Annotated in this window: 24 protein-coding genes and 1 pseudogene; all 25 read right to left on the minus strand. The window is 50.8% G+C overall.

The window, feature by feature from the left end; all coding sequences use genetic code 11:
* Positions 1-342: 342 nt before the first annotated feature.
* Positions 343-828, minus strand: coding sequence for a lysozyme (locus AC52W5_RS04010; RefSeq protein ID WP_074975878.1), 486 nt, complete (start codon positions 826-828; stop codon positions 343-345).
* A gap of 26 nt (positions 829-854) precedes the next feature.
* Entirely contained in the window at positions 855-1130 is a 276-nt protein-coding gene (locus tag AC52W5_RS04015) for a hypothetical protein (protein WP_495670066.1), read from the minus strand.
* Positions 1127-1450: a hypothetical protein gene (locus tag AC52W5_RS04020; RefSeq protein ID WP_256210557.1), complete on the minus strand. Its 324-nt coding sequence runs from the start codon at positions 1448-1450 to the stop codon at positions 1127-1129. Before AC52W5_RS04020 ends, AC52W5_RS04015 begins: the two co-directional genes overlap by 4 nt.
* A 2-nt stretch (positions 1451-1452) precedes the next feature.
* Complete coding sequence (locus tag AC52W5_RS04025) at positions 1453-1626, minus strand: hypothetical protein (RefSeq protein WP_177219780.1); 174 nt, start codon at positions 1624-1626, stop codon at positions 1453-1455.
* A gap of 109 nt (positions 1627-1735) precedes the next feature.
* Positions 1736-2326 (minus strand): HI_1402-related protein, encoded by a 591-nt coding sequence (locus tag AC52W5_RS04030; RefSeq protein ID WP_081363689.1) that lies wholly within the window; start codon positions 2324-2326, stop codon positions 1736-1738.
* A complete protein-coding gene (locus tag AC52W5_RS04035) occupies positions 2317-2667 on the minus strand; it encodes a hypothetical protein (RefSeq protein WP_074975875.1) in 351 nt (116 codons plus the stop codon). The genes AC52W5_RS04030 and AC52W5_RS04035 overlap by 10 nt, the downstream gene beginning before the upstream one ends.
* Positions 2667-3563, minus strand: a complete 897-nt coding sequence (locus AC52W5_RS04040; protein ID WP_495670067.1) for a hypothetical protein — start codon at positions 3561-3563, stop codon at positions 2667-2669. Before AC52W5_RS04040 ends, AC52W5_RS04035 begins: the two co-directional genes overlap by 1 nt.
* A 3-nt stretch (positions 3564-3566) precedes the next feature.
* Positions 3567-4190 (minus strand): phage adaptor protein, encoded by a 624-nt coding sequence (locus tag AC52W5_RS04045; protein WP_495670068.1) that lies wholly within the window; start codon positions 4188-4190, stop codon positions 3567-3569.
* Positions 4187-4519: a DUF6682 family protein gene (locus AC52W5_RS04050; RefSeq protein WP_074975872.1), complete on the minus strand. Its 333-nt coding sequence runs from the start codon at positions 4517-4519 to the stop codon at positions 4187-4189. The genes AC52W5_RS04045 and AC52W5_RS04050 overlap by 4 nt, the downstream gene beginning before the upstream one ends.
* Positions 4519-4887, minus strand: a complete 369-nt coding sequence (locus tag AC52W5_RS04055) for a hypothetical protein (RefSeq protein WP_074975871.1) — start codon at positions 4885-4887, stop codon at positions 4519-4521. The genes AC52W5_RS04050 and AC52W5_RS04055 overlap by 1 nt, the downstream gene beginning before the upstream one ends.
* Positions 4888-4961: 74 nt before the next feature.
* A complete protein-coding gene (locus AC52W5_RS04060; protein ID WP_495670069.1) occupies positions 4962-5402 on the minus strand; it encodes a hypothetical protein in 441 nt (146 codons plus the stop codon).
* A gap of 82 nt (positions 5403-5484) precedes the next feature.
* Positions 5485-6756, minus strand: coding sequence for a phage capsid family protein (locus tag AC52W5_RS04065; protein WP_495670070.1), 1272 nt, complete (start codon positions 6754-6756; stop codon positions 5485-5487).
* A 14-nt stretch (positions 6757-6770) separates the two neighbouring features.
* The gene (locus tag AC52W5_RS04070) at positions 6771-7733 is read right to left on the minus strand and encodes a hypothetical protein (protein ID WP_495670071.1); all 963 of its coding nucleotides are present in this window, start codon (positions 7731-7733) and stop codon (positions 6771-6773) included.
* 157 nt (positions 7734-7890) lie between these two features.
* Positions 7891-8085: a hypothetical protein gene (locus tag AC52W5_RS04075; RefSeq protein ID WP_495670072.1), complete on the minus strand. Its 195-nt coding sequence runs from the start codon at positions 8083-8085 to the stop codon at positions 7891-7893.
* Between the two features lie 269 nt (positions 8086-8354).
* Positions 8355-9323 (minus strand): hypothetical protein, encoded by a 969-nt coding sequence (locus AC52W5_RS04080; protein WP_495670073.1) that lies wholly within the window; start codon positions 9321-9323, stop codon positions 8355-8357.
* Complete coding sequence (locus AC52W5_RS04085; RefSeq protein ID WP_495670074.1) at positions 9320-10144, minus strand: hypothetical protein; 825 nt, start codon at positions 10142-10144, stop codon at positions 9320-9322. The genes AC52W5_RS04080 and AC52W5_RS04085 overlap by 4 nt, the downstream gene beginning before the upstream one ends.
* Positions 10145-10441: 297 nt before the next feature.
* Positions 10442-10829, minus strand: a pseudogene (locus tag AC52W5_RS04090) (ATP-binding protein); the annotation flags it as partial.
* 165 nt (positions 10830-10994) lie between these two features.
* Positions 10995-12764: a portal protein gene (locus tag AC52W5_RS04095; protein WP_495670075.1), complete on the minus strand. Its 1770-nt coding sequence runs from the start codon at positions 12762-12764 to the stop codon at positions 10995-10997.
* Positions 12761-15094: a PBSX family phage terminase large subunit gene (locus AC52W5_RS04100; RefSeq protein WP_495670076.1), complete on the minus strand. Its 2334-nt coding sequence runs from the start codon at positions 15092-15094 to the stop codon at positions 12761-12763. The genes AC52W5_RS04095 and AC52W5_RS04100 overlap by 4 nt, the downstream gene beginning before the upstream one ends.
* 17 nt (positions 15095-15111) lie before the next feature.
* Positions 15112-15687 (minus strand): terminase small subunit-like protein, encoded by a 576-nt coding sequence (locus tag AC52W5_RS04105; RefSeq protein ID WP_495670077.1) that lies wholly within the window; start codon positions 15685-15687, stop codon positions 15112-15114.
* 337 nt (positions 15688-16024) lie between these two features.
* Positions 16025-16627 (minus strand): hypothetical protein, encoded by a 603-nt coding sequence (locus tag AC52W5_RS04110; protein ID WP_495670078.1) that lies wholly within the window; start codon positions 16625-16627, stop codon positions 16025-16027.
* 1475 nt (positions 16628-18102) lie between these two features.
* Positions 18103-19869: a thiamine pyrophosphate-requiring protein gene (locus tag AC52W5_RS04115; protein ID WP_495670079.1), complete on the minus strand. Its 1767-nt coding sequence runs from the start codon at positions 19867-19869 to the stop codon at positions 18103-18105.
* A 166-nt stretch (positions 19870-20035) separates the two neighbouring features.
* Positions 20036-20638 (minus strand): hypothetical protein, encoded by a 603-nt coding sequence (locus tag AC52W5_RS04120; RefSeq protein WP_495670080.1) that lies wholly within the window; start codon positions 20636-20638, stop codon positions 20036-20038.
* 60 nt (positions 20639-20698) lie between these two features.
* A complete protein-coding gene (locus tag AC52W5_RS04125) occupies positions 20699-21082 on the minus strand; it encodes a hemerythrin domain-containing protein (RefSeq protein WP_495670081.1) in 384 nt (127 codons plus the stop codon).
* 63 nt (positions 21083-21145) lie between these two features.
* Positions 21146-21712 carry an NADPH-dependent FMN reductase gene (locus AC52W5_RS04130; RefSeq protein ID WP_074975881.1) on the minus strand — a complete coding sequence of 189 codons (567 nt, stop codon included), beginning with the start codon at positions 21710-21712 and terminating at the stop codon, positions 21146-21148.
* Positions 21713-21750: the final 38 nt, after the last annotated feature.

The following is a 21750-nucleotide window of genomic DNA, read 5'->3' on the forward strand; positions in this document are numbered from 1 at the left end:
CAAACGCAATCTGCTGCTCGGTAAATTTGCTTTTCTTCACGTCATGACTCCTTTCCAAAAAGGTAAAAATCATGCCGGAAATTCTACTTTTAAATGGTACGGTTTATCGGGGTAGGGTCACAATTTTTTCTCCAGTATTAAACGCGCCATATCCTGCCGTGCTCTTTCCCCCACCCCAATTCCAGCACTCGCTATCACTCAAGCCAGACGGAACCTTAGATAGAAACTGGCATTTTGTACTGCAATATTTCTTACGATACACCCCGTCAAAAACAATCTTGCATGTTCTACATATCGGCATTGCATTCTCCTATGTCATACCGATATTATAAAACTAGGGAATCAGTTTAACTCTCCTAAGCACTGTTTTTTTTCTTGCTCTCTTCTATTAACCAACCCGTTAACCTTTCTTCCTTTTACATAAACCCATTTTGTAAATTCGTTGCAAGCCCCTTCATAATCACCAGCATTTAACTTCTTAACGAGAGTGCTATTACAAAATGCGCCAACGCCTATATTGTAAGAAATGCTTATCATGGCCTCATACTCATGCTGGAATAGCGGAACCTTGACGCACCGCTTTACGCCCGCCGCATAGACGTTTTCAACCTCGTCAAGCAGGTATTGCAAACCGCGCACAGGATTGGACTTGTCCCCCATCTTGACGCCTTTGGTGCGCCCGAAATCAATGGTCGGCACATCTCCGGGAACGGGGATATACGCCTCATCCTTATACCCCTCGTGCACCGCGATCCCAACCAGCGTGGATGCCGCCAACACTAATAGCGCTACAGCAGACCTGCCTTGGCTATATAATGGCTTGCTCATCTTTCGATTCCTCGTGTCCCATTATGTCAGGGAGCATTTTCTGTAATGCAATCCAGCTTCGCCTTTATGGTCTCCTTCAGATCGCCTGCATCCAGTGTGGCGCAGGAGGATATTTCCGAAACGGGAGATGCTGTCTTGGACTTTGGCTTCGGAATTTCTGCAGTGCTCATCGACGTTTGCGGTTGTACAGTTGAAACAGGTGACTCCATTGCGGTTTCGTTCGGCGCCAGTGGTTCATTCGTCACCAGGGGCGTAAGCATGGTGCATGACGCCAGAAACAAAGCTCCCAGCAGATACCTCATGGCTTTCTCCCTCTCGTCCATTTCTCGATGATTCTGTCAAGCTTGTCGTTGAATTCCTTCAACGTTTCACGCTGCTCGGCTCTCATTGACTTGATTTCATCATCAAGACGTTCATTGGTTCTTTCCTGATACAACTCACCCCGTTTCAGGGTCGCAATATCATTTTGCAGTGTGTTGTATGTAGCTACGCCCGACGCAACGAGGCCAGCCACTGCAATAATTCCACCGAAGGATAATGTGTAGGTGGACGGCCCGCGCCGCCTTTCTGTCCTCCTCGCAACCTTATGATCGCCGTCATCATCTGACATATCATCTGACATGATCAGGACAAACTCCACAAAACCATGATTGCAAATACGACCGCACCCAGCAATATTGCGGCCGTCCATTTCGACCCCTTCAACTTTTCCAATAAACCGTCTGCGCGGCCTTCGACTGCGGCATGTTGTCTTTCCACCTCTTCCTGAATGGCTTTAATGCGTTTGCGTTGAAACATGGTCACAATAATTCCTCCTGGGTATTGAATAAAAAAGCCCGTTCGGGCGAAAAAAAAAAGCGGCTACGCCGCGTCTTGCTCTCTTGTTCAAAAAGTTTCGATCATGTGTTTACCATTTGATGTCATCCAATTGCTGCGGGGTGGGAAAATCGCCAAGGGCAGCAATCATGTCCTGTAATCTCTGCCTCTTGCCCGTCAGTTGACCGTGCACCCCTGCAAATGCAGCAGCCTTGGTGGTAATTTTGGCTGCCAGATCTGCCTTACTTATACTTCGCGCCTCAGCAGCGCTATCCAGCCAGGGAGTATGGGCTTGAGGATTCGAAAACCATGTCTTTGCTTCCGCTTCCTGTAACGCCCAGCTCTTCACTTCTTCCTCTGGATAAACTGCTGTCAATTCCCTTACCTTGGACTGATAAGCAGTGTTAATACGAGCCAGGGCCGCTGCTCTCATTTGATCCGGACTCGGTGCAGTCAACGAGGTGATCTGTTCTGACGCCGCGGCTTTCCATAGATCCACAAATGACTGAAACTCTGCTATGTTTGTGAACAGCGTATTTGCAGTATCGTCATACTCTATATGACCGCTTGTACCGTTCCACTGCACAGCGCGCACATTGGCCCTCAACGACGACAAATCGATTCGCCTGAATACGCCATCTACTCCAACCGCGCTGTCGTCCCGAATGATTGTCACTCGCATATCTCACTCTGCTCCGATAAACCGTTACCCTGGACCTTCCTGTTCGCCATGTGCGCTGCCACAAGCAGCACTCGTTGGGTTTTCTCGCTGTGCTTCACCATCTCATTACGGAAGGATTCTGTAGCTGCGGTGCCCTTGCGGGATTCGTTGGCTGCGTTGATCATCAGTGTGGGCAGCCAGCCTATAGCGCATCCCCATGAATCGGTTTCCTGTCCCGTGTTGACATTTACGCCACGAACCTGCACATACCATGGACATCGATAGAGGACAGGTTTGCTGTCTTCGAGCTTAAGCTCTTCACAGTTTGCTCCCAGGGGACAATTCGCTGTACGTATTTCCATCAATCCTTACTCGCTATGATTATGTCGATGTATTGCACGGCAAGGTTGATGGCCGTGCCGGTAAAAATATGGTTGTGCGAGCCGCCGCCGCCTGTGCCGGCATCCGTAATTGGCATTCCGGTAATAACTCCCCCCCCTCCACCGCTGGGGTTGGCTCCTCCACCTGATGTTCCATACACACTCAAACTATGGGTATGCGCCGGTATCTGCGCCGAGGTCAATGTCGTCGCGCTGTTCCAGCCGGAAACCGCCTGCGACGTGAAGGCTGACGTGAAGGCGACTGAACCGCCCGAACCGCCACCGGTGCTTCCAACAACACGCAGTGCCTTATTATGGTGTGTCGTGACCTGAGTCCAGCCTGTCGGTGCCGTCGCCTGAAAAAATGACATAACAGTTCCGGGAGGAATGAGGCTGGCGGGCGCAGCGCCCAGTGTCGCTCTCGCAACCGCCGCATTATCATCATCCAGCAAGCCCCGGATATAGGAGCTCAGATTCGCCAATGCGACTGTGCCCGGGCCCGTGAAATACGCCATCTTATCGGCTGACGTTTCCAGGGCGCCAAGCGCCTGGAGATTTGGATTTGCAAGGGATTCCTGCAAGGCGATGCTGGTTACACCGGCAACGAAGTAATCGCCTGCTGCCCAGGTACGGGGAGCCGTACCGTCCAGTCCTCGTCCTCCTTGCGCGATGATTAAGCTGTCGGTCGTACGTGCCTCGATTTTCACAATTTCCCGATTGCCGGAAGCATCCTTGAATATGCCATAGAAATAATCGCCGATGCCTGGCGATGGAAAGAGAACGCCCTTTCCGGCCTCCACTGTGAAGCTCAATCCCGTTGTCCCACTGGGAGCGGAACTGATGATGGCCTTGCCAAAATTCGAGAACTTGAGTCCCATGTTTTATCCTCGTTTCAGGATTGCCGTCTGGAGGGGCGCTCGGGCATAGCTTTTGGCCACCCTCACGCCCGCTGCCGCCGTCTTGATAATGAACTGCTGTTGGTGATAGGCGGCTAGCTGGATATCGGTATAAGGCTTTTTGGGTGACAGCATCAGCCGCGCCATCGAGCCGTGAATGATGGCTTCGCGGTATTCCTGGAATAGCGCGCCATCAATCCCTGTACTGGTGGCCGAGGGTTTTAATGCGACCGTTATTGTCAATATCCCGTTACTATCCGGAGTTGGAACCAGGGTCAGCGAAAATGGACCGCCAAGAACATATCGTGGCTTGCCAGTTTGTCGGCACAAGTTTTTGATCGTGATGTTCTTCTCGCAGGCAAAAGACTCTACTTCTTCTCCATCCAGCACTGCATGTATGATGGCATGAACTGCCGCGCCTTCAGGGGGGGAGTAGGCATATTCCGCAATGCCCCCCATTACGAAGACAGGCAGATGCTCGGTTTGCCAGGCCAGGGATTGCTCACAGAACGCTATAGAGGATTGACGCAATGCACTGTCGGCTGCAGCAGCTGGGCATCCGGGCAGGTCTGGCATAAGCAGATCATAAAAATCGCTCCAGAATTTCACGGCTGCGCCTCGGAGCCGAACAACTGCATGAACAGAGCCGCACGCCCGGAATTGACATGCTCATCGTCAGACATTTCTGCTCTGGCCGTGACATAATCTGCTACTGGCTGGAGGCATATAGGCGGTAGCGGAAAAGCATCATCCAAGGCCCGTTCCCCATCGGGCAGGTTGTTGAACTCACCTATGAACAGATCCGGCCGCCGTCTGAGAATCTGCAGCATCCCCTGATTGGCAAAGGACAGCAACACAGTATCCGAGTAACGTGTTTTGTCTTCATCATTCAGCGGAATACGAGCCAGCTCGACGATTGACTGATATGAGAATGACATCAGTCCGGCATCTCGTTCTTGGAAAACAGGGCAATCACTTTATGCCGTATGGTTCCCTCGTTTTGACGCCTGTCTAGCCGTTCGTTGTATTTGCGCTCGGCAAACTCAAGCAGAGCTTTTTTTCTCATGGAATGAAAGTCGATCACCGGCAGCGGTTCTTCAACCGGTTTCTCTGCTTGAGCCAGCCCGATCGGCACAACGTTATCCAGCGTCTCATCGTAGACGCGCATCCAGGTATCGGAGTAGACGAGCAGCCTCTCAGCAACTTCAGCACTTACATTCCGCACTTGATCCGGTTCCCAGCGCAGCCCCACGCCATTGATGCTGTCAATCTTGATGCCGGTGGCAATATATTTGACTTTTGGCATATAAAATCCTCAATAAAAAGGCGATTCCCAGAGATTCTGGGAACCGCCTTTGACTTCCTGATTACTGCTTGCTTTTACTTGACGCCTGTCGCCTCGCCCGCAACGATTGCAGTGATATTGCCCGAAACAAACGCAGTAGCCGGTACAGTTACCGTCATGATGATGTACACATCTTTTTCGAATTTGATGGGTTGAAATCTCAGGTCGGTAAGAGCCGGGCCGGATAAAATTGTGGTGGCAGTGGAAAAATAACTATCATTTTCAACAGGACCTTGACCGGAGTCGACTGGGGTATAGCCGATTTTTACAGCAAATGTAGTGCCGCCTGTATCCATATCGTCATTTACTATCCGTAACGCTGTAACACTCATGCCAGCCGGGATTCTGACCGGACGGTAGATGCTTCCAACTACTCCGGATAAGGGCGTTGCTGTCCCATAAACCACCGCGGCGTTGCCATAGTTGCCCATGGGCAGCGCTTTGCTGTTCAGATCTGGTGCGCTAAAAGTGGCCATTTATCTATATCTCTCGAAAAAGTGATGGGTGAAAGCAGAACATTAAAGCCCCGCTTTCATGTATCAAACGGGTTAAAATGGATTAAAGTGGTACAACCGAGTCAACCGCAATCACACCAAAGTCGGTGGGTACCTTGAAACCTGTTCCATCGTCGATAGAGAAACGGGTTTTCGCTTTGCCACAAACCTTCTCACCCATTACTTCCAGGTTACTTTCAAAGTTATACCAATGCTCCTTCCATCCGAACTGCATTCCGCTGACCCTGGTTTTGCCATAAGCGACACCCAGTGCTTGTGCGCCCAATAATAATCCGCGCTCGATCGCATAGCCGGCAGTCAATGCTCCATTGACAGCTTGATCGGTTTCTGCTGCAGTTGCCGCGTTTGCTGCGGTAACTATCTTCGTGTTTTCTCCCGGCATAAAGCGGATCGCGCGCTCATTCTTGATCACCAGAATGCCATTCCACATTCCAACCTCACCGGCAAATAGCGGGTGGCGCTCGTCAAAATATGCCGCCCGATTGATGGCGTTCTGCTGGAATGCACGTAACGAACCTTCGGTCAAAAGGAGCGAGTACTGATTGGGTGTGGCGAGAAATACCCAAATCTTGGAAGTCTGCGCGGCCCGATCCCCTGCCAGTTTGACGGATTGCAGCGGCTGATCCATGTCATCGAGCCTCTTCCGCAGCAGATCCAGATGCGACAAGCGCAGGGCGTCCGTTGAAACGATGGATCCCAACTGCTGCCCTCCTGAGATCAGATTGGCGCCGTTCACTACAAAATGGCGATTATAGGTAGGCGCCTTCACGGGGTTCACCATTATGGAACCGAAGTTTGGGGCGCTTTGAAGCGGTACTGTCCAGTCCGAACCGGTTTGCGATCCGCGCGCCCCAGCGAGATGTACCAGTGTTTCCTGGGCGTCGAGACGGGGGAAATACCCTGACAACTGCGCCAGGGCAATTTCACGCAACTGATGTTTGGTTCGCTGCTGAGACATGCTGCCACCTGCATCGATGACCTTACTGGATAGATCGATTTTGATCTCCATCGAGGAAAACGAAAGCGCACTGCCCCGTCCTTCACGATTGACATCGCCCATTAGCGGTTCGCCACCCACGGTATCGACCAGATCGAGCGATACGACATCGCCAGCACTCTTCATCAAATTATCGATACGCACAACAGGCATGCCCGGATTTGTCTGCCCGGCAATTTTCTGCATTGCTACCGAAGGCTCGACCGGACCGACAAGGCTGTCAATCGCTGTGGATCCTTTGAGCGTGTTGGCGAAGAGCGCCGCGCTATAATGTTTGACTGCCAGTGAACTTCCGCTTGCTACGTTTGTTTCAGCCATTTAATCAATAATCCTTAATCAAGTTCGGCTCTCAAGGCTGCCGCCTGATGCGTGGGCATCTTCATCAGCTTCTGAGCAAGTTCAAATGGGCTCAGATTCTCAAGCTGCTCACGTTCAGAGGCTGGATTTGCTCCACCCTGAATATCCGATAGAGTTACAGGCTTCCTCACCGGGGCTGCCTCAAGCTTGGCTTGCACATCCGCTTTCATCATTCCCGGATCGGGCTTCTTTTTTGGAGTGGAGGCTTCCGGCATAATCGCCCTAACACGCCGGACAACCTCCTGGAAACGTTCCGCATAAGGCTTTCCCGCCCACTTCGTATTGGTTCTCAGAATTTCGTCCTGCCTCAGCGCTTCTTCCCAGGCGTCAGCGTCATTACTTTCCCAATTCACGAGATCAGGGTTATTGTCTTTTGCCTCAGCGACTTGCTCTGCAGTACTCTGCTGGCTTATGCGCTCGGATTCCTCCTTTTCACGCTCCAGTTCCCGCAGCGTTTGCTCCAGCCTTTCGCCTTGCTTCCGACTCCCCTCGAGCAGCGCACTGAGTACCTGATGAAGTTGAGGCATCTCTTCCTTCAGAGCCTCAAGGTGCGTCTTGAATTTTTCATCCAGCACAACGGGCTCTGCTTCCTTTGCTTCCTCTTTCCGCATCAGGAATTCGTCGAGTTTGCCTTGCGTGGACTTTAGCTGCTCGCGCAGCGCTGAGTTCTCTACCCGCAGTTCCTTGTGCTTCTTGTAGGGAATAGTTCCCTTGCCGCTCTTGTTCAAAACGACAGGCTCATCTTCACCTTCATCGTCACTCACTTTGCTGAACGCATCGTCTTTCACATCAGAGCTAGATTTCTCCGTTCCTTCTTCCTCAGGTACTTCCTGTCCGCCTAGAATTTCCGCAAGCTTGCCCGGGTCGCTTTCCAATATCTCGATTTGTTCCGGTGTAAGATTTGCGATTTGCTCATCCGTAAGCTGATCCACTTCCATTTTTTCTCCAAACTACTTAACCCAGTGAGCGGGCCTGTCCTTAGCAGGGTTCAAAAAAGAAACCCCCGAGCAACACGAGAAGCGCATTGATCAGAGGTTTCAGGAGACTACTACTGCAATATTGTCCTAGTACTTCATTTCAGCGGATTTGAAGGGTTCAAGCGGCATATTTTTCCATGGCCCCAGGCGCGCCTGTGCCAACGGCCGGTAGAGCCATGACGATGCCTCCGGATGGACCACCCGGCAGGGCCAGTACCTGGCATTCATTTATGCCTACACCATTATTCATGGGAAGGCGCCAGCCGAGCGCGATATGGAACGTTTCTTTCGTACCACGCCGCCCAGTGTTCACAGCATGCTCCAATACCCTTGAACAACATGGCTTCATCCGGCGTCAGCCAGGCATGGCACGATCGATTCAACTACTCGTCCCCTGTGAGCAATTGCCTATTCTTAAACAAGTCCAATGATGTTCTAAATCAACACTTCAAATCCCCTGAAATGGGGTACTAGCGTATTCACATGAGTGAAAACCAATAAAAAGCCGCAAGAGCGGCTTTCAATTAGGGTCCATAGCAGGCACTCAACCGAAACCCTGTGCCATTTCTGAAAATGGAAGCGTTAACCTATTATTGATATCGCATTTCTAATTGCTGCCCAATAGTTGCTGCTAGCCCCGCCCCTTGCATACCAGGCTGTGATGTTGGCACCGTACACTGCAGCGGTACGCGCGTTTTCAAGGTATCTTTCTGTAAGGCTCGAATCATTATTTCCCGTGCTCATGTAGTCGACGCACATAAGCGTTTTCATTGCCATCGGATAAGCGCCTGCAACTGGCTGGATGCCGGATAGCATTTGTGGCAAACGAAATGTGTCTGTAATTCCCGCACACATCCCTTGACCAATCGACCAATCCAATTCCGCTAATACCTGTTCCGATGTACTTCCATCACAATAGTTATAAAATGGGTAAATTTCTTTACCAGGAAAACAACTTTGAAAATGTAAACATTTTTCTCTATGTGCATAGCGGACTTGTGCTGCCGTCAGACCAGCCGTTGCTAAAGTTCCCCAAAGGCTGCCATAACTCCATGCGGATTCATCTGGTGCCATCCCTTGCAAGGCAGGATGGTTGCCAAACTTATCCGCCATGCTGGTGATAAGCGCTTTGAAACGCTCCATTACTGCCGGATGCTCGAATCTCGGTGTATGCCCGCCGAATGCATTGGGCCTGACTCCCCCTTGGGATGGGGAGCCACCGTAGGTGATCTCGTCGTTCAGCATGTAGCTAGGGATTGGTTTTGGCTGCGTGCCCGAATAGCTCTTATAAAACACCCTTATAATCATTTTTTTTCCGTTAGTCGCGGCGAAATTTAGCGCGGACATAACAGCCGAAAAATTATAGACGCCTGCCTCGCTTTCGAGGTCTCTCCAGTGGACGGTATACAGTATCCCGTCTGTATCCATCACGCACTGATGGTAGTAAGAGCTGTTTAAGTTCGCGTTATAGCTTTCTGGTAACATCCAGTTCTCGTGCCCGACAGGAAATGGGGTTATGGGCGAAAGATTGACGCCAAGCAAAAGACTCATTGCGATTCCAGTACTACTGAGTACCCGATCAAGTCAAAAGAATCAAGCGCATTCGCGGAAGCAATGCCTATCGACAATTTCATTGCAGCATCCGTGTTGATATTGGCAGTCATGGTTGAAAATGCGCTTGCCGCACTAGCGCCTGGAGCCAGCCAGAATGTAGATGTCAGGGAACTGGAAGTTGCCGTCCCTATCTCCAGGTCGGTTCTGGTTTGCTGTAAGTCGCCGTTAAAATTAAGGCTAAAAGCAGTAGCGTCTGCAGTAGTTCCCGTTATACCCAGATAAATCCTAGCTATGGCGGTCCCATTTGCGCCGCGCCGGTGAAACAATGCTGCTACTCGCAACAAACTACGGCCAGGTATCAGCATTGTCGCGGGAACAACTGACGATCCAGCACCACCATTTACGATGAATAATGCTCCGGTCGATCCTGTAATGCTTGCAGCAGGAGAGGTGACAGAACCCCACTTAGATGCTAGCTTGACCGAGCCATTGAGCGGAACCCATCCCGCTGGGGTGGCCTTCCAGAGCGATCCCGCTTCTCCCCCGACATCCCGTATATTGATTACTGTTCCGGCGGGGGTGATGAATGCATTCGGGCGAGTATTCCAGGTATACGAAAGCGCAAGGGGAATGCCTGCGTCCCCATCACCGGTCAATCCAACAATATTGCCGTTTTGATCTCTCGAAAATACTCCGGTTCCACGGTCCGCATCGCCATTCGCCAGCAAATACAGTTCAATTGATGGGTCGAGGTTTAAGAGACTACCCATTCCATGGCGGATTCCACCAATAGTTGTGTCACGTAAAAGACGAATCATTTTAATACCTCCAAATCGGGTTGGAGGGGAGATTACTCTCGCCGTCCGCCCCCACCCCACCATACGTGGGGCTCCGCATACGGTGAAACACACTGAAAGCGCTGCACTGTATCGAGTAGCGAAACCAGCCCCAGTTGATCAAACCAACGCTTCGGATACACCCGATCCATATGCGCAGCCTTCCGGTTCCACCACGCCCGTGTCGACGGCAATTTAAAACTGATACAGTTTTTTCGTTATCGATAATTGAAATTTGATACACCCCTTTGTCGTGTTATTGGTGTTACTGATAATTTTTTACAATTGCATATCCTCCTTTTCGATGGGTTTGTTTCGGGCCAGCAGCCCGGTGCGGCACTTGTCGCGTAAACGGAAGCTTTCTCCCTGAATCTAGGCCACATGAGCGTGATGCAGCAGTCGATCTAGCATGGCGGCCGTGAGCGTGGCATCCCCGGCGAAGGTTTGATCCACTGCCCAAACGGCAGATTGCTCGTCAAGATCATGCTGCCTTTTTCATGGCACTTGGCATCGCCTGGAAGAACAGGTTGGCCTGTTCCTGGCTCATTGGCAAATAGCCGATCTCATCGATGATCAACAACCGATACGGATTGACGAAATGCTTGAGTGCCTCGGCAAGCTGGTTTTGCCGGTGCGCAGTCGTCAGAATCAACAACAGATCGGCAGAGATCAGCAAATGAGCAATTTGTTCAATGAACTTCTAACTCAGGATACTAGCGGCTCATTTTGATTATGCGTAGATTATGTGGTCCGTGGCCCCTGGTAGGCAATAAGCGAAGCGCATTGCGCTGAACGAAAACACCGACTTTTGCTGCCGTGTTTGCTCAGCCCCTTAATCGAGCCCTCCTCCGCCGCTGAGCTTGCGCAGGCGATCCGCCAGTTCATGCCGGTTAGGTAAGTCAGATAACTCCAACATTACAGGGTATAAAATCGCCTGATACATGGGTGGTGCTGCTTGCACAATCTGGCTGAATGCTTGCAACTGTTGTGCCCGGAAGCTGGGTGTGGCGGGGACATCTTCCAGTACAACCTTAACCTGAGCCGTGGCAATGTCGTTCTCTACGATCGGGCCACCGGGAGTCATCACCGAATGATTAAAATAGATGAGTTTTTGCTTTGCGCCTTGTCTGATTGTGACGACCTTCTGACTGCCCAACATATCCTCCTTGATCAGCGCAAGAAGTTGCTGGCCAACAAGTCGGCGAGCATGGCGAAAATTATCATTGGGCTCCGCCAACACGGTCGAACCCTGCTCCACCAGACTGTTGATCGCCACACCGCTACTTGCTGAGGTATGTGCTCCCAGCATAGTACGATAGATTCCCCCCACTTCTTCGATTCTGCGCTTGCGTTCCTGCACGAGCTGAAACACTTGGGCGGCAAGCTGATGCTCACGTATCACCCTGAAGCCGCTGGAATTCCTTCGCTGAGAGTTGAGGATGGTCATCGAGCGCAGACTGCTTATATTATTGGCAACCTCCTGATAAGAATTCTGGCTGAGATCGAGCGCATCATTGTCCACTTCAACTTTTACTGAATTGAGGACTTCGTAGAGAAGAATATCCAGATCGATTATCTGATCCTGGGGTCCCCGCATGTCACGAATCAATCCATAGGGAGCCCGACTCCTATCCTTGCGAAAGCACCAGAATGGAACGTATGGAAAATCTGAATGAGGTAATGGGCTCGGAACGTCCATGAGTTTATGCGGCCCCAGCCAGATTGAAACCCGCATCCTGGTGAGAACCGACTTCTGGACCTGCACGAGACCTTGGGCAACCGCTGCCTGATGATATGGATTATCCTCGCTGTATTCGATCACCTTCCCATCAGGCAATACTAGGACGTATGCATCCTCGAAATGCCGATACCATAATTCGGAAAGCCTGACCATACCCGAGTTTCGGTTCAGGTAATCTTCCTGGTTGCGACTCCATGCCTGCTCGATTTCATAGGCTCTCGCCAGGCTGTTGTCATAACCTTCATATACATCCGTGCCATTCCACCCCTTCCAGCTATTTGCAATGATTTCCGCCCTGTCCGGGAACATAAGTGCAGCCTGAAGCTGGTCTATCCACTTATCGCGTCGCAAATATCGAGCATCGGACAGATCCGGCTCTCTTGAACTCCAGTCCCAGTAAATTTCGTTACGATGCACCTCCCGGACACGATACGGATATTTGAGCGCATCAAATTCCCGGGATATTTCCACCCACCCGATACCTGCACGGATCATGCTGGAATACGCATCTGACATGGCCCGGTCTGCCCGTGACTCGGTCTCGGCCTCCTTGATTTTTGCGGAAAGACCTTCCGCAATCTCTGCCTGGCTCTCATCATCCGCCGTCACCCTGTAATCCGTTCGGCTACGCGCTTCCAACCCCAATACTGCATTGATCGTCGGCTTGATCAGATTGGAGTCCTGGGGAGGAATACCTGCCATCTTCAGCCGCTCGATCACCTCCGCGCTGGTCTGCGCGCCGTCGTAATAATCACAGTCCGTGTCCGAGTCCGCTCGCCACTTCGGTTGATCCCGAATATCGCGGCATATTTTGTCGTAAGCTTCAATCGAAATATCTGCCGTAACACCTGCCTCAGTCATGCCCGCCAACCTTTCATATTAATGCCTCGCGCACTCACAGCCGGTTTATCCTCCTCGATTGCCACAGCAAAATAGCGAAAGGCATCGGCTGCATGGCTGTGATAATCATGTAAGGGTCTTGCGCTGAATTGACCGGAATCGGGATCGACATCAAATCGATAATGCCTCAGGCTTTGCAGGCCTTCTGCACAATTCAGCTCATCAAAATAGCAACGTGGAAAGATAGTTCTCGCCGCGTTGATACCATCATGAATGGAGAGATTTGGCACAATTCTTACTTGTCGCCCCGCTGCAAGCATAATTTCCTCCACGCTACGTCCGGTTGCCAACGTTCGAGCCCTGGCATCGTGTGGTAACCAATCTGTACTGTACATATACCCTTTGTTTTGCAGCACTCCGATATAATGCTGAATTGGCATCTGACTATTACTGTAGTAATCGATCAACCTGAGTTCGTTACCAACGGTCTGCGCAAACCAGATGCTGGTGTTGTCGGCCCAGCCGAGATCAAAGAAGGTGTGTACCGGCTTTGCCTCATCATATGGCACACTCCGTATCCTTCCTTCTTCCTGTGCCAATCGCAGCTCCTTCGCATAAACCGCTCCGTCCAACGTTACCCTACAATTCCCTTCCCATACGTTCTGGTAAGCATCCGGGTCACGCGCTTTCAGTTCATCCTTTTCCCGTCGCAGGGTCTCCGGAAACCATGGGTTGTCATTCCAATTGATTTTTACTACGACAGCGCCAACAGGGGGATTGACTGCAAACCGCTGATGAGTCTCATCAGTATTGAGCTCAGGGTTGTAAGTCACCCAGATTTCCGACCCCTCTTTACGAATAGTCGGAATAAGCGTATCCCAACTTGTCTTGCTCACTGTCTGTGCTTCTTCCACCCAGACCCTGTCCACACCCTCGAACGACTTGATCCTGGTTACATTGCTATGCAGACCGGCAAAGATGAACTCGGAACCGTTTGCTCCCCGGATAACGTTGTTTTGCACTTCGTAAAATGAGCTTAAACCGATGGCCTCTATCTGAGCTTTCAATAAATGATGCACAGATTCGACGATAGAATTCTGAAATTCTCTCGCACACAAGATGCGCAATGGGGTTGCAGCCGCCTGAATCAATAATGCCCTGCCAACACCCCACGAGTTATGTGTCACAGTGCCATCAGCAAGGCAAAACAAGTGATCGCCATCTATAGAAAACCCGGCGTAAGGGCCAGCACCTATGCTCTCTACACTGAAATAGGACAGCATCTTGTCCTTATTCGGCTTGTAGTCTTCTTTCCTTATCTGCTTTCGCTTTACTTTGCATGGAATCTTCCAGCAATCCCCATTGATTCCAACTCTCCAAGCAACTCCGTGCACCCCATTATTTGTACATACTGTTCTATTTTTGGAAATTGAAGTACGGAAACCAAGCGTATCGGCTAAGAGCTTTATTTCATTAGCAAGCCTCTCGTTTGCAAGCGCTATCGCGTAACCGTTTTTTTTCATTGATCCATCAGTATCAATCAGCCCAGCAAGCACTTGAAGCCTGATCTCTTCGCTGTTTGATAGATAGATTTGCGGAATATGCTTGTTCGATACGACACCAAGTTCTTTAAACCCACGCCATACTGGATTTTCTCGCCCGTTTGCTGGGTTCCTGCCCAGCCTGTAATCAGAAGCAAGATTTCCTTTCTTGCCGCCTTTGGTAAAAATCAGATCATTCTCAACGCAAAACTCGCGCATCCATTCAATAATTTCTTCATCGGCAGACGTAATCATCAACTTACGATGAAGACCGTCGCCAAGCCACACACCGAGTAGATAAGGATTAACTGGAACTGGACGCTGATCAAATTGAATCAGGCCAGCCTTATATCCGCGAAAGTGATCTTTCCAGCGCTTCGATTGCGCTATGTAATCCACAATTCGGATGTTTGTCACATCGGGCCAATCTGGATATCTGCCTCTTGGCCTTCTGAGGTTTCCACTTGGCATCGTGCCGCCCGTATCCATCGAACTTGATTTCGATTTTCTGAGGGAAAGGATATGCTCATCATTAACAACGTATGTCATGGCGGAAGTCTGAGAAACTCTAAAAAGTTCAGACTCTCCACGAATCGTGGAGATAACCGTTCTTGGGGTTGAATCAGGCCCCATTACCAGATCCCCAACCGCAACCTCCTCCACAGCCTTGATTGTTCCATCGAACATCAAGACAGGCGTTCCAAGGCCAAGGCATTTCGCCCCTCCCCTCCCCCCATATAAAACCTTGTATCGCGCAGGTTCAAATAAAAATTTGAGCTTTACGGGGAATTCAGCTCTATGGAAAGTCATAGCTTCCGACCAGTTTTTTAAGACGACATGTTTAGCTTGTCGACCCCGTCTTCCGGAGCGACAAAGGCTATCGCGATATTATGCACTACGGATTTCTTGGCATCGCCGCCTTCGTGTGTGACAGGTAATTTGTCGCCATATTTCCTTGGTGCCAGTCGTGCGGCATACCACTTGCGTGCATCGATGCGCAATTGCGCGCGCGCAATAACCTCCCGGTTTATGACCTCCCGCCCCTTCTCATCGACATACGTATCTCTTGATCCCTCGTCCGAAATTTCGATGATTTCCTCCGCGTAGGCATCCACGCAAAGCTCCTTGGCACGTTGATATTGGCGCATAAGTTCTTCGTCACTCGCTAGCCAGTTCCATAAAACCCTCTGACTGATGCCAACCTCCACGCACATTGCACGAGCCGACTTTCCAAGTGAAATGCCAGCAAAGATCGCGTCAACTACCTCACGCTTCTTTATGGCTCGACTGCTCTTTTTCGGACTCGCAGGCTCTACGCTTATTGCACCCTTTTCTGTTTCCTCGCTGGATATTTCACTCTCGAATTTCCACATGTCCGGCTTTATCAGCGCTTCCCTTTCCATTTCCTTTTACAGGCTCCTCATACCCTTCTTGCATCCTCTCAATGCAGCAAGTAATTTGACCTCACATGCCGATCTTTCTTCTATTTCCGTACGCAGCGCTCTATTGATCGTTAGAGGGTCGTCCTTGATTGACACGCGATCAATCGCATAGGCCGACTTGCACTCGGATGGAGTATCAACGAGACAAGGGACAGCAACAGGTTTCTCGATCACCTGAGTCTGAATCACCGGCTTCCCCGCACAACCGGCCAATAAGGTCGCAAAAACCAGCGCCAAGTGGGCTAGCAAGCAGCGATTGAATCGCGAGGAGGCGCTATGGGGATACACGGAGTTGAATCTAATCGGTCTGATGGCGGCTCTGCACATACTCTATCTGCTCTCTCGTGATTGCCTCATACTGATGCTCGGGTGCTACTGATGGAAGGGTGCGTATTTTCTTTGCATGGCTTATGTGCTTTGCCGCAGCAGCAGTCGCATGACGCATTGCCTCGGCTGCATTTTTTTCTCTCTCAGCCGCCACTTCTGTCAACGTACTCATCGCTGTCCTCACCGACTGGATATCCAATGCACACTTTTCATTTGCCGCCGACAATACTGCATTCTGCGAACTCAAGCGCTGCATCTGCGATTCAGATCGCCAATCACTGACAAAGTATCCACCGGTAAAAGCAAGGGCTGCAAAAATGGCAACCAGGATTGCTGTAATCCTTGGTCTGATTGCCTCAATTACTGGCTTGATGGCACCAATCATTGATTTGATTGCCGTAATCATTTTCTCGTAAACATTTGTGTTGTTGCCTCGAAAAACCCGCGAGAAGCGGACATAAAAAAACCCGCTCGAGGCGGGTTGGCTATTACTGCAAATACCGGATACGGGCTTAGAATTAACTGAACGTGGGAACAGCTGATCTAGAGCTGCCCTCCATCCTTTGTCTTCCATTCGCTTCGATCTGAGTTGCAGGATCGAGGTGATGAACGAGACAGATGATGAACGAGACTTAAGGGATGTTTATCGAAGCACCGCGTCTATCGACTGTTCAGTTCCGTCTTCTGATATCAATAACGAAGCTGTAAGATGCTAAGCAGGCATCGCACACCGGTTCAATTATTTTCTGACACCATAGAAGGTACAGTTTCTTGCAAACATTTTTATCTTCCGCCAAAGTTTTATTACCTCTGCTATTACAAGTAAAAAATAGCTTACTTGCCGATCTTTCTTATTTGATACTATGCGTAGGTATCAGGCTTCAACAGACAATAAAAAACCCGCTTAAAAAGCGGGCAATAAAAAACCCGCACTAGACGGGTGGATGTACAACCGCTACAGCGGAGTTTTTAGTTTTGTGATCGTGCACGACAATCCACAATATGGTGGCGAATTATACACCGTTACCGGCTATTGTCAAGCTATTTGTTGCCCTCAACTTGACCTTTAAGAGAAAGGGATTTTTTCCCTGAATTATCCAATCACAGCAAAATTGATTTTTCTCCCGTCAGGGTTATAAATTAAAGGTTGTTGGGTCGTCCACAAATACCATCCTATCTCCTGCTTCCAAAGCTTTATCCATACTTTTTAAGCGAAATTCTGTGATAAAAAAACTCTTAACGCTTCTTATATTTGGTCTGCCATATTCAAATAGCGCAACAGCACAAGAGTTGGGGTCGGGAGAGATGGGTGCGCCAGAAGGCACTGTTCTGGTAGCCGAACCCACAGCGGAATTGACGCCAAGTGTCCTTGGCAGCTCTTTTTACCCGTCCTTTTATTCCCCAACACCTGTAAATCAGCCTGGCGTATTCGCACAAGCTCATGGTGGCACTCCGCTCAACACGCATTTGTTTGGCCGGCCAGTCATTGTGCTGCCCATGCAGCCTTATATTGATCCGGTATCCCGCTTTCAATACCCCGGCAGCTACATGCCGCCCGGGACACCTCTTCACAGATTCAACGGCTATATCATTTGTAATCCCCCAAATCTGAACAGAGATGCAGTTGCGGAAGCAGCGGCAGGAACAGGTGCCCAACGAGTAATCAAGATCACCTCAACGCGATCTCCCTCCATACCGGGGTATTCAGGACCATGCCCTACCTACACGATAAATGGCGAGCTTCCACCCCAGAAAAGTCATAACACAATTTTGCCTCGTAGAACGCCACCTACGCGACAACAAGGGGAGCATCAATGATTTAACACGATAGCAGCACTCAATGACTATCTCTTTGCAGCCGACCTGTCCATCAAAGGGTGTGTGCTAAATCGTGTGCGCAATCGTTACGGGGACGGAACGGTGAATGGGCTTACCATCCGGACGGCTCTATTCGAAAGCGAAGCAGTGCGTCGAGTTTTCAACTACAAATTCACCCCAAACTGGAATGGTGAGCTTATTATCGCGTGCTGCCCCAGCATACGAAATTGCTCAGGCAAAAATCTGCTTTACTGTCTCCCTGAAGATTTCCCTCGAGTCTGAATCACCTTGCATAATTGCCGAGGCATAGGCTCTCGCCTGTTTGAAAGTGACATGGGGTGGCAACGGTGGCACGTTCGGATCGGTACATGCCTCGAGCACTACCGGCCGATCTGCGGTCAAGGCATAATCCCACGCGCTGGCGATATTTTCCGGGCGGTCGAGGCGTATACCGTGCAGACCAATCAGTTTTGCATAACTTGCGTATGGGACATCCGGAAGATCCTGAGCGGCATCGAATTTCGGATCACCCTCAGTGGCCCTCTGTTCCCAGGTTACCAGGTTCAGATCGCGATTATTCAAAACCAGTACCACTAACCGTGGATCGCTCCAATGCCGCCAGTATTTGACGATGGTAATGAGCTCGTTCATGCCATTCATTTGCATGGCGCCATCTCCTGTCACGGCTATTACCACCCTGTCAGGGTACGCAAATTTAGCCGCGATCGCATAGGGCACCGCTGAGCCCATCGTAGCAAGACCGCCAGAGAGCGAAGCCATCATGCCTTTACGGATTCGAATATCTCGCGCATACCAGAAAGTTGAAGAACCCGAATCGCCTGTGAGAATGCAATTATCCGGAAGCCGTGGCGATAACTCATAGAATACGCGCTGGGGATTGATGGGGTTTGCCGGCTCCATCGCTCTTGCCTCGATTTTCTTCCACCACTCGTCGACATTGCTCTCGATACGATTGCGCCACGTACGGTCTTCCTTCCTTTTGAGTAACGGTATCAACAGCTTTAGCGTATCCCCACTATTCCCGACGAGGTTTACCTCCATCGGGTACCGCATGCTCATCATTCGTCCATCGATATCGATCTGGACACCGCGCGCCTGCCCCTCCTCAGGCAGAAATTCGGAATAGGGAAAGCTGGAACCGATCATCAGGAGCGTGTCACACTCCGTCATCATGCTGTAGCTCGGCTTTGTGCCTAGCATGCCGATCGTCCCTGTCACATAAGGCAGATCGTCAGGGACCACAGTTTTTCCCAGTAGAGCCTTGGCAATTCCCGCACCGAGCAGATCAGCCACCTGGAGAATTTCACTTGTTGCATTCAATGCTCCCGCGCCAACCAGAATCGCCACCTTCGATCCATCGTTCAGCACATCCGCGGCCCGTTGCAGGTCCTCAATCTCTGGAACCACATGCGGAGGCCGATATCCTACTCCCGAATAAATCGTGCCATGTTCGTGAGGGGGTTTCACAAACTCCATGTCCTGGATGTCATTGGGAACAATAACGCAGCATACGTTATGCTCGGCCTTTGCAATACGCATAGCCCGATCGAGCACGTGGCGCGCTTGCCCTGGCGTTGTCACAATATGAACATACTCATGCGCCACATCCTTGAAGAGCGAAACAAGCTCGACTTCCTGCTGGTAGCTGCCCCCCAGAGCGGTACGTTTCTGCTGACCCACTATCGCCACCACTGGCTGATGATCGAGCTTGGCATCATATAAACCGTTAAGCAGGTGGATGGCTCCTGGGCCCGAGGTGGCCAGACAAACGCCCACCTCCCCTGTGAACTTGGCGTGTGCGCATGCCATGAACGCCGACATCTCTTCATGCCTGACCTGGATAAATTCGAGCTTATCTGAAACTCGATTGATTGCCCCCATAATGCCGTTGATGCCGTCGCCAGGAAGGCCAAAGATACGTTTTACCCCCCATTCGGACAAACGCCGAACCAGGAAATCGCTGACCGTTTCTTTCATGATCGAACTCTGTTGGGAATATTATTGCTCCCAAACATCGCATAAATGGGCACGAAACATTGTGCGGTAGCTCACGGTAGCAACATAAACCCAGACTTTTGTCAGCATTTTCCTTTGCTATCCGGATTGGAGTGCCAAATGCTATTGCAGAACTGTCATACAGGCCTCACTCTTTTATCACATCGGGATCATCCGCAAACTCCAATAGCAGGCGGCGTACACGTTCCTGCCATGCCTGTGAAAACGCCCCGCGCTGCAGGTCGTTTGCATGACCCTCCAGGATGGCAGCCAACCGCTCTCCCTGAGCGGGATCCGCCGGCACCGGCGAAACGTTGAGATGAACCGCTACACTCGCACCCGTATCGAGGCGTTTGAAGGTAATCGCCTCCCCTTCCCGTTGTTCCGCGAAAGTGAGCAAACCCTTGCGCCTGAACTGTCCCCGAATACCATGAAAACCATTGTCGGAAGCAGCCCCTGTGAGCAAAGTCAGTACTTGCGCCATGACACCCGTCACCCCTTCGTGCTCAGGCGCCGGCATGTGCACGGCAATATTGCCGCGTTCGGCAGGCTCATCAGGGTACAGAGCAGCCAATGCTGCGCGCCCCACCAGAAACGCGCCCGCAACTGTAGGACAGGAGTGTCCGGCAAGGCGTACAGCGTCCACATAACAGTATTCCAGCATGCCATCACGAGCGGCGCCGAGCATGGCAGCAAATGGGTCGCGAGTGCGTACAACAGGCGCTTTTTCATAGAAATCGGGAAAATGCATACATCTCCTTTTGACTTTTGACTAACAGGCTTTCTGGAAAAACTTGAGCGGCCGCACAAGCTATACATCCGCATTGATAATGCCGGGATGTGATTGCAGCTGTGGAAAAACAAACCGTTCCTCGTAACGCACGTGCGAACCGAGAAGGTCGCTGAATCGGCGCAACCGCTCCATCGGGTCAAGCTCGCAGCTATTGCAGGCCAATCCCCGTAATTCTTTGTGTTCCGCGCGAATTCGTGCTGCCACTTCTGCATCGAACGCGCTCCCCAGAGTTTCCAGCAGCCGTTCCTCCACCTCGAAATGCCGGACTAGAAGCGTAGCCCAATGGCTCTCGATATGCTTGATAGCTGCGGATAAGGCGGCTGGGTCGCCAGTACTGGCTGCACGCCGCGCATCCCGCGCCACTACCAGTGATGTATGGTGTTCACGGGATAACGAGAGCAAGGCGCCAATCCGGGGCATTTCAAGGGTGATAATGAGGTTGACGACGACAAGCCAGGGTTAAAGTCATTGTCGCATTGTTTTCAACGCCACTGCCCACTTATGTAGTTCATTGAGCAGCGATGTACCCGAACTTATATGATGTTCGTTCGGCACAAAATTCTCGACATCGTCCAGATGTGCCGACACATTCTGGATCGCAACCGCCTCCATCATAGGCATCACTTTCAGTGTCGTAAGAGTAAGTTTTTCAACCAGTGCTGCGCGCATGCCACCTGAGACTCCACCGTAGCTTACCAGTGCCGCAGGCTTATAATTCCATTCCTTGTAAACGTAGTTGAGCGCATTCAGGAGAGAAGGTGGGGACCCGAAATTATATTCCGGCGTCACAAATATATAGGCATCTGCCGCCTCCACACTGGCCGCCCACTTCTTCGTATGCTCATGCTGGTAGTGCTGACGAACCGGATGTTCGGGCTCATCATATACCGGCAGATTGAATTCCTCCAGATCGACCAGCACCGCCTCAAATTTTCCGTGCTGTACGGCAAATTCATGAAACCATCTGGCAACGGAGGGTCCCACCCGGCCCGGCCGGGTACTGCAGATAATGATGTGAAGTCTAAGAGTCATGTTTTTCCTTTCGTTCATTGTGATAGCTAAAAGAAGGA

This window comes from Nitrosospira sp. CT, from assembly GCF_059489795.1.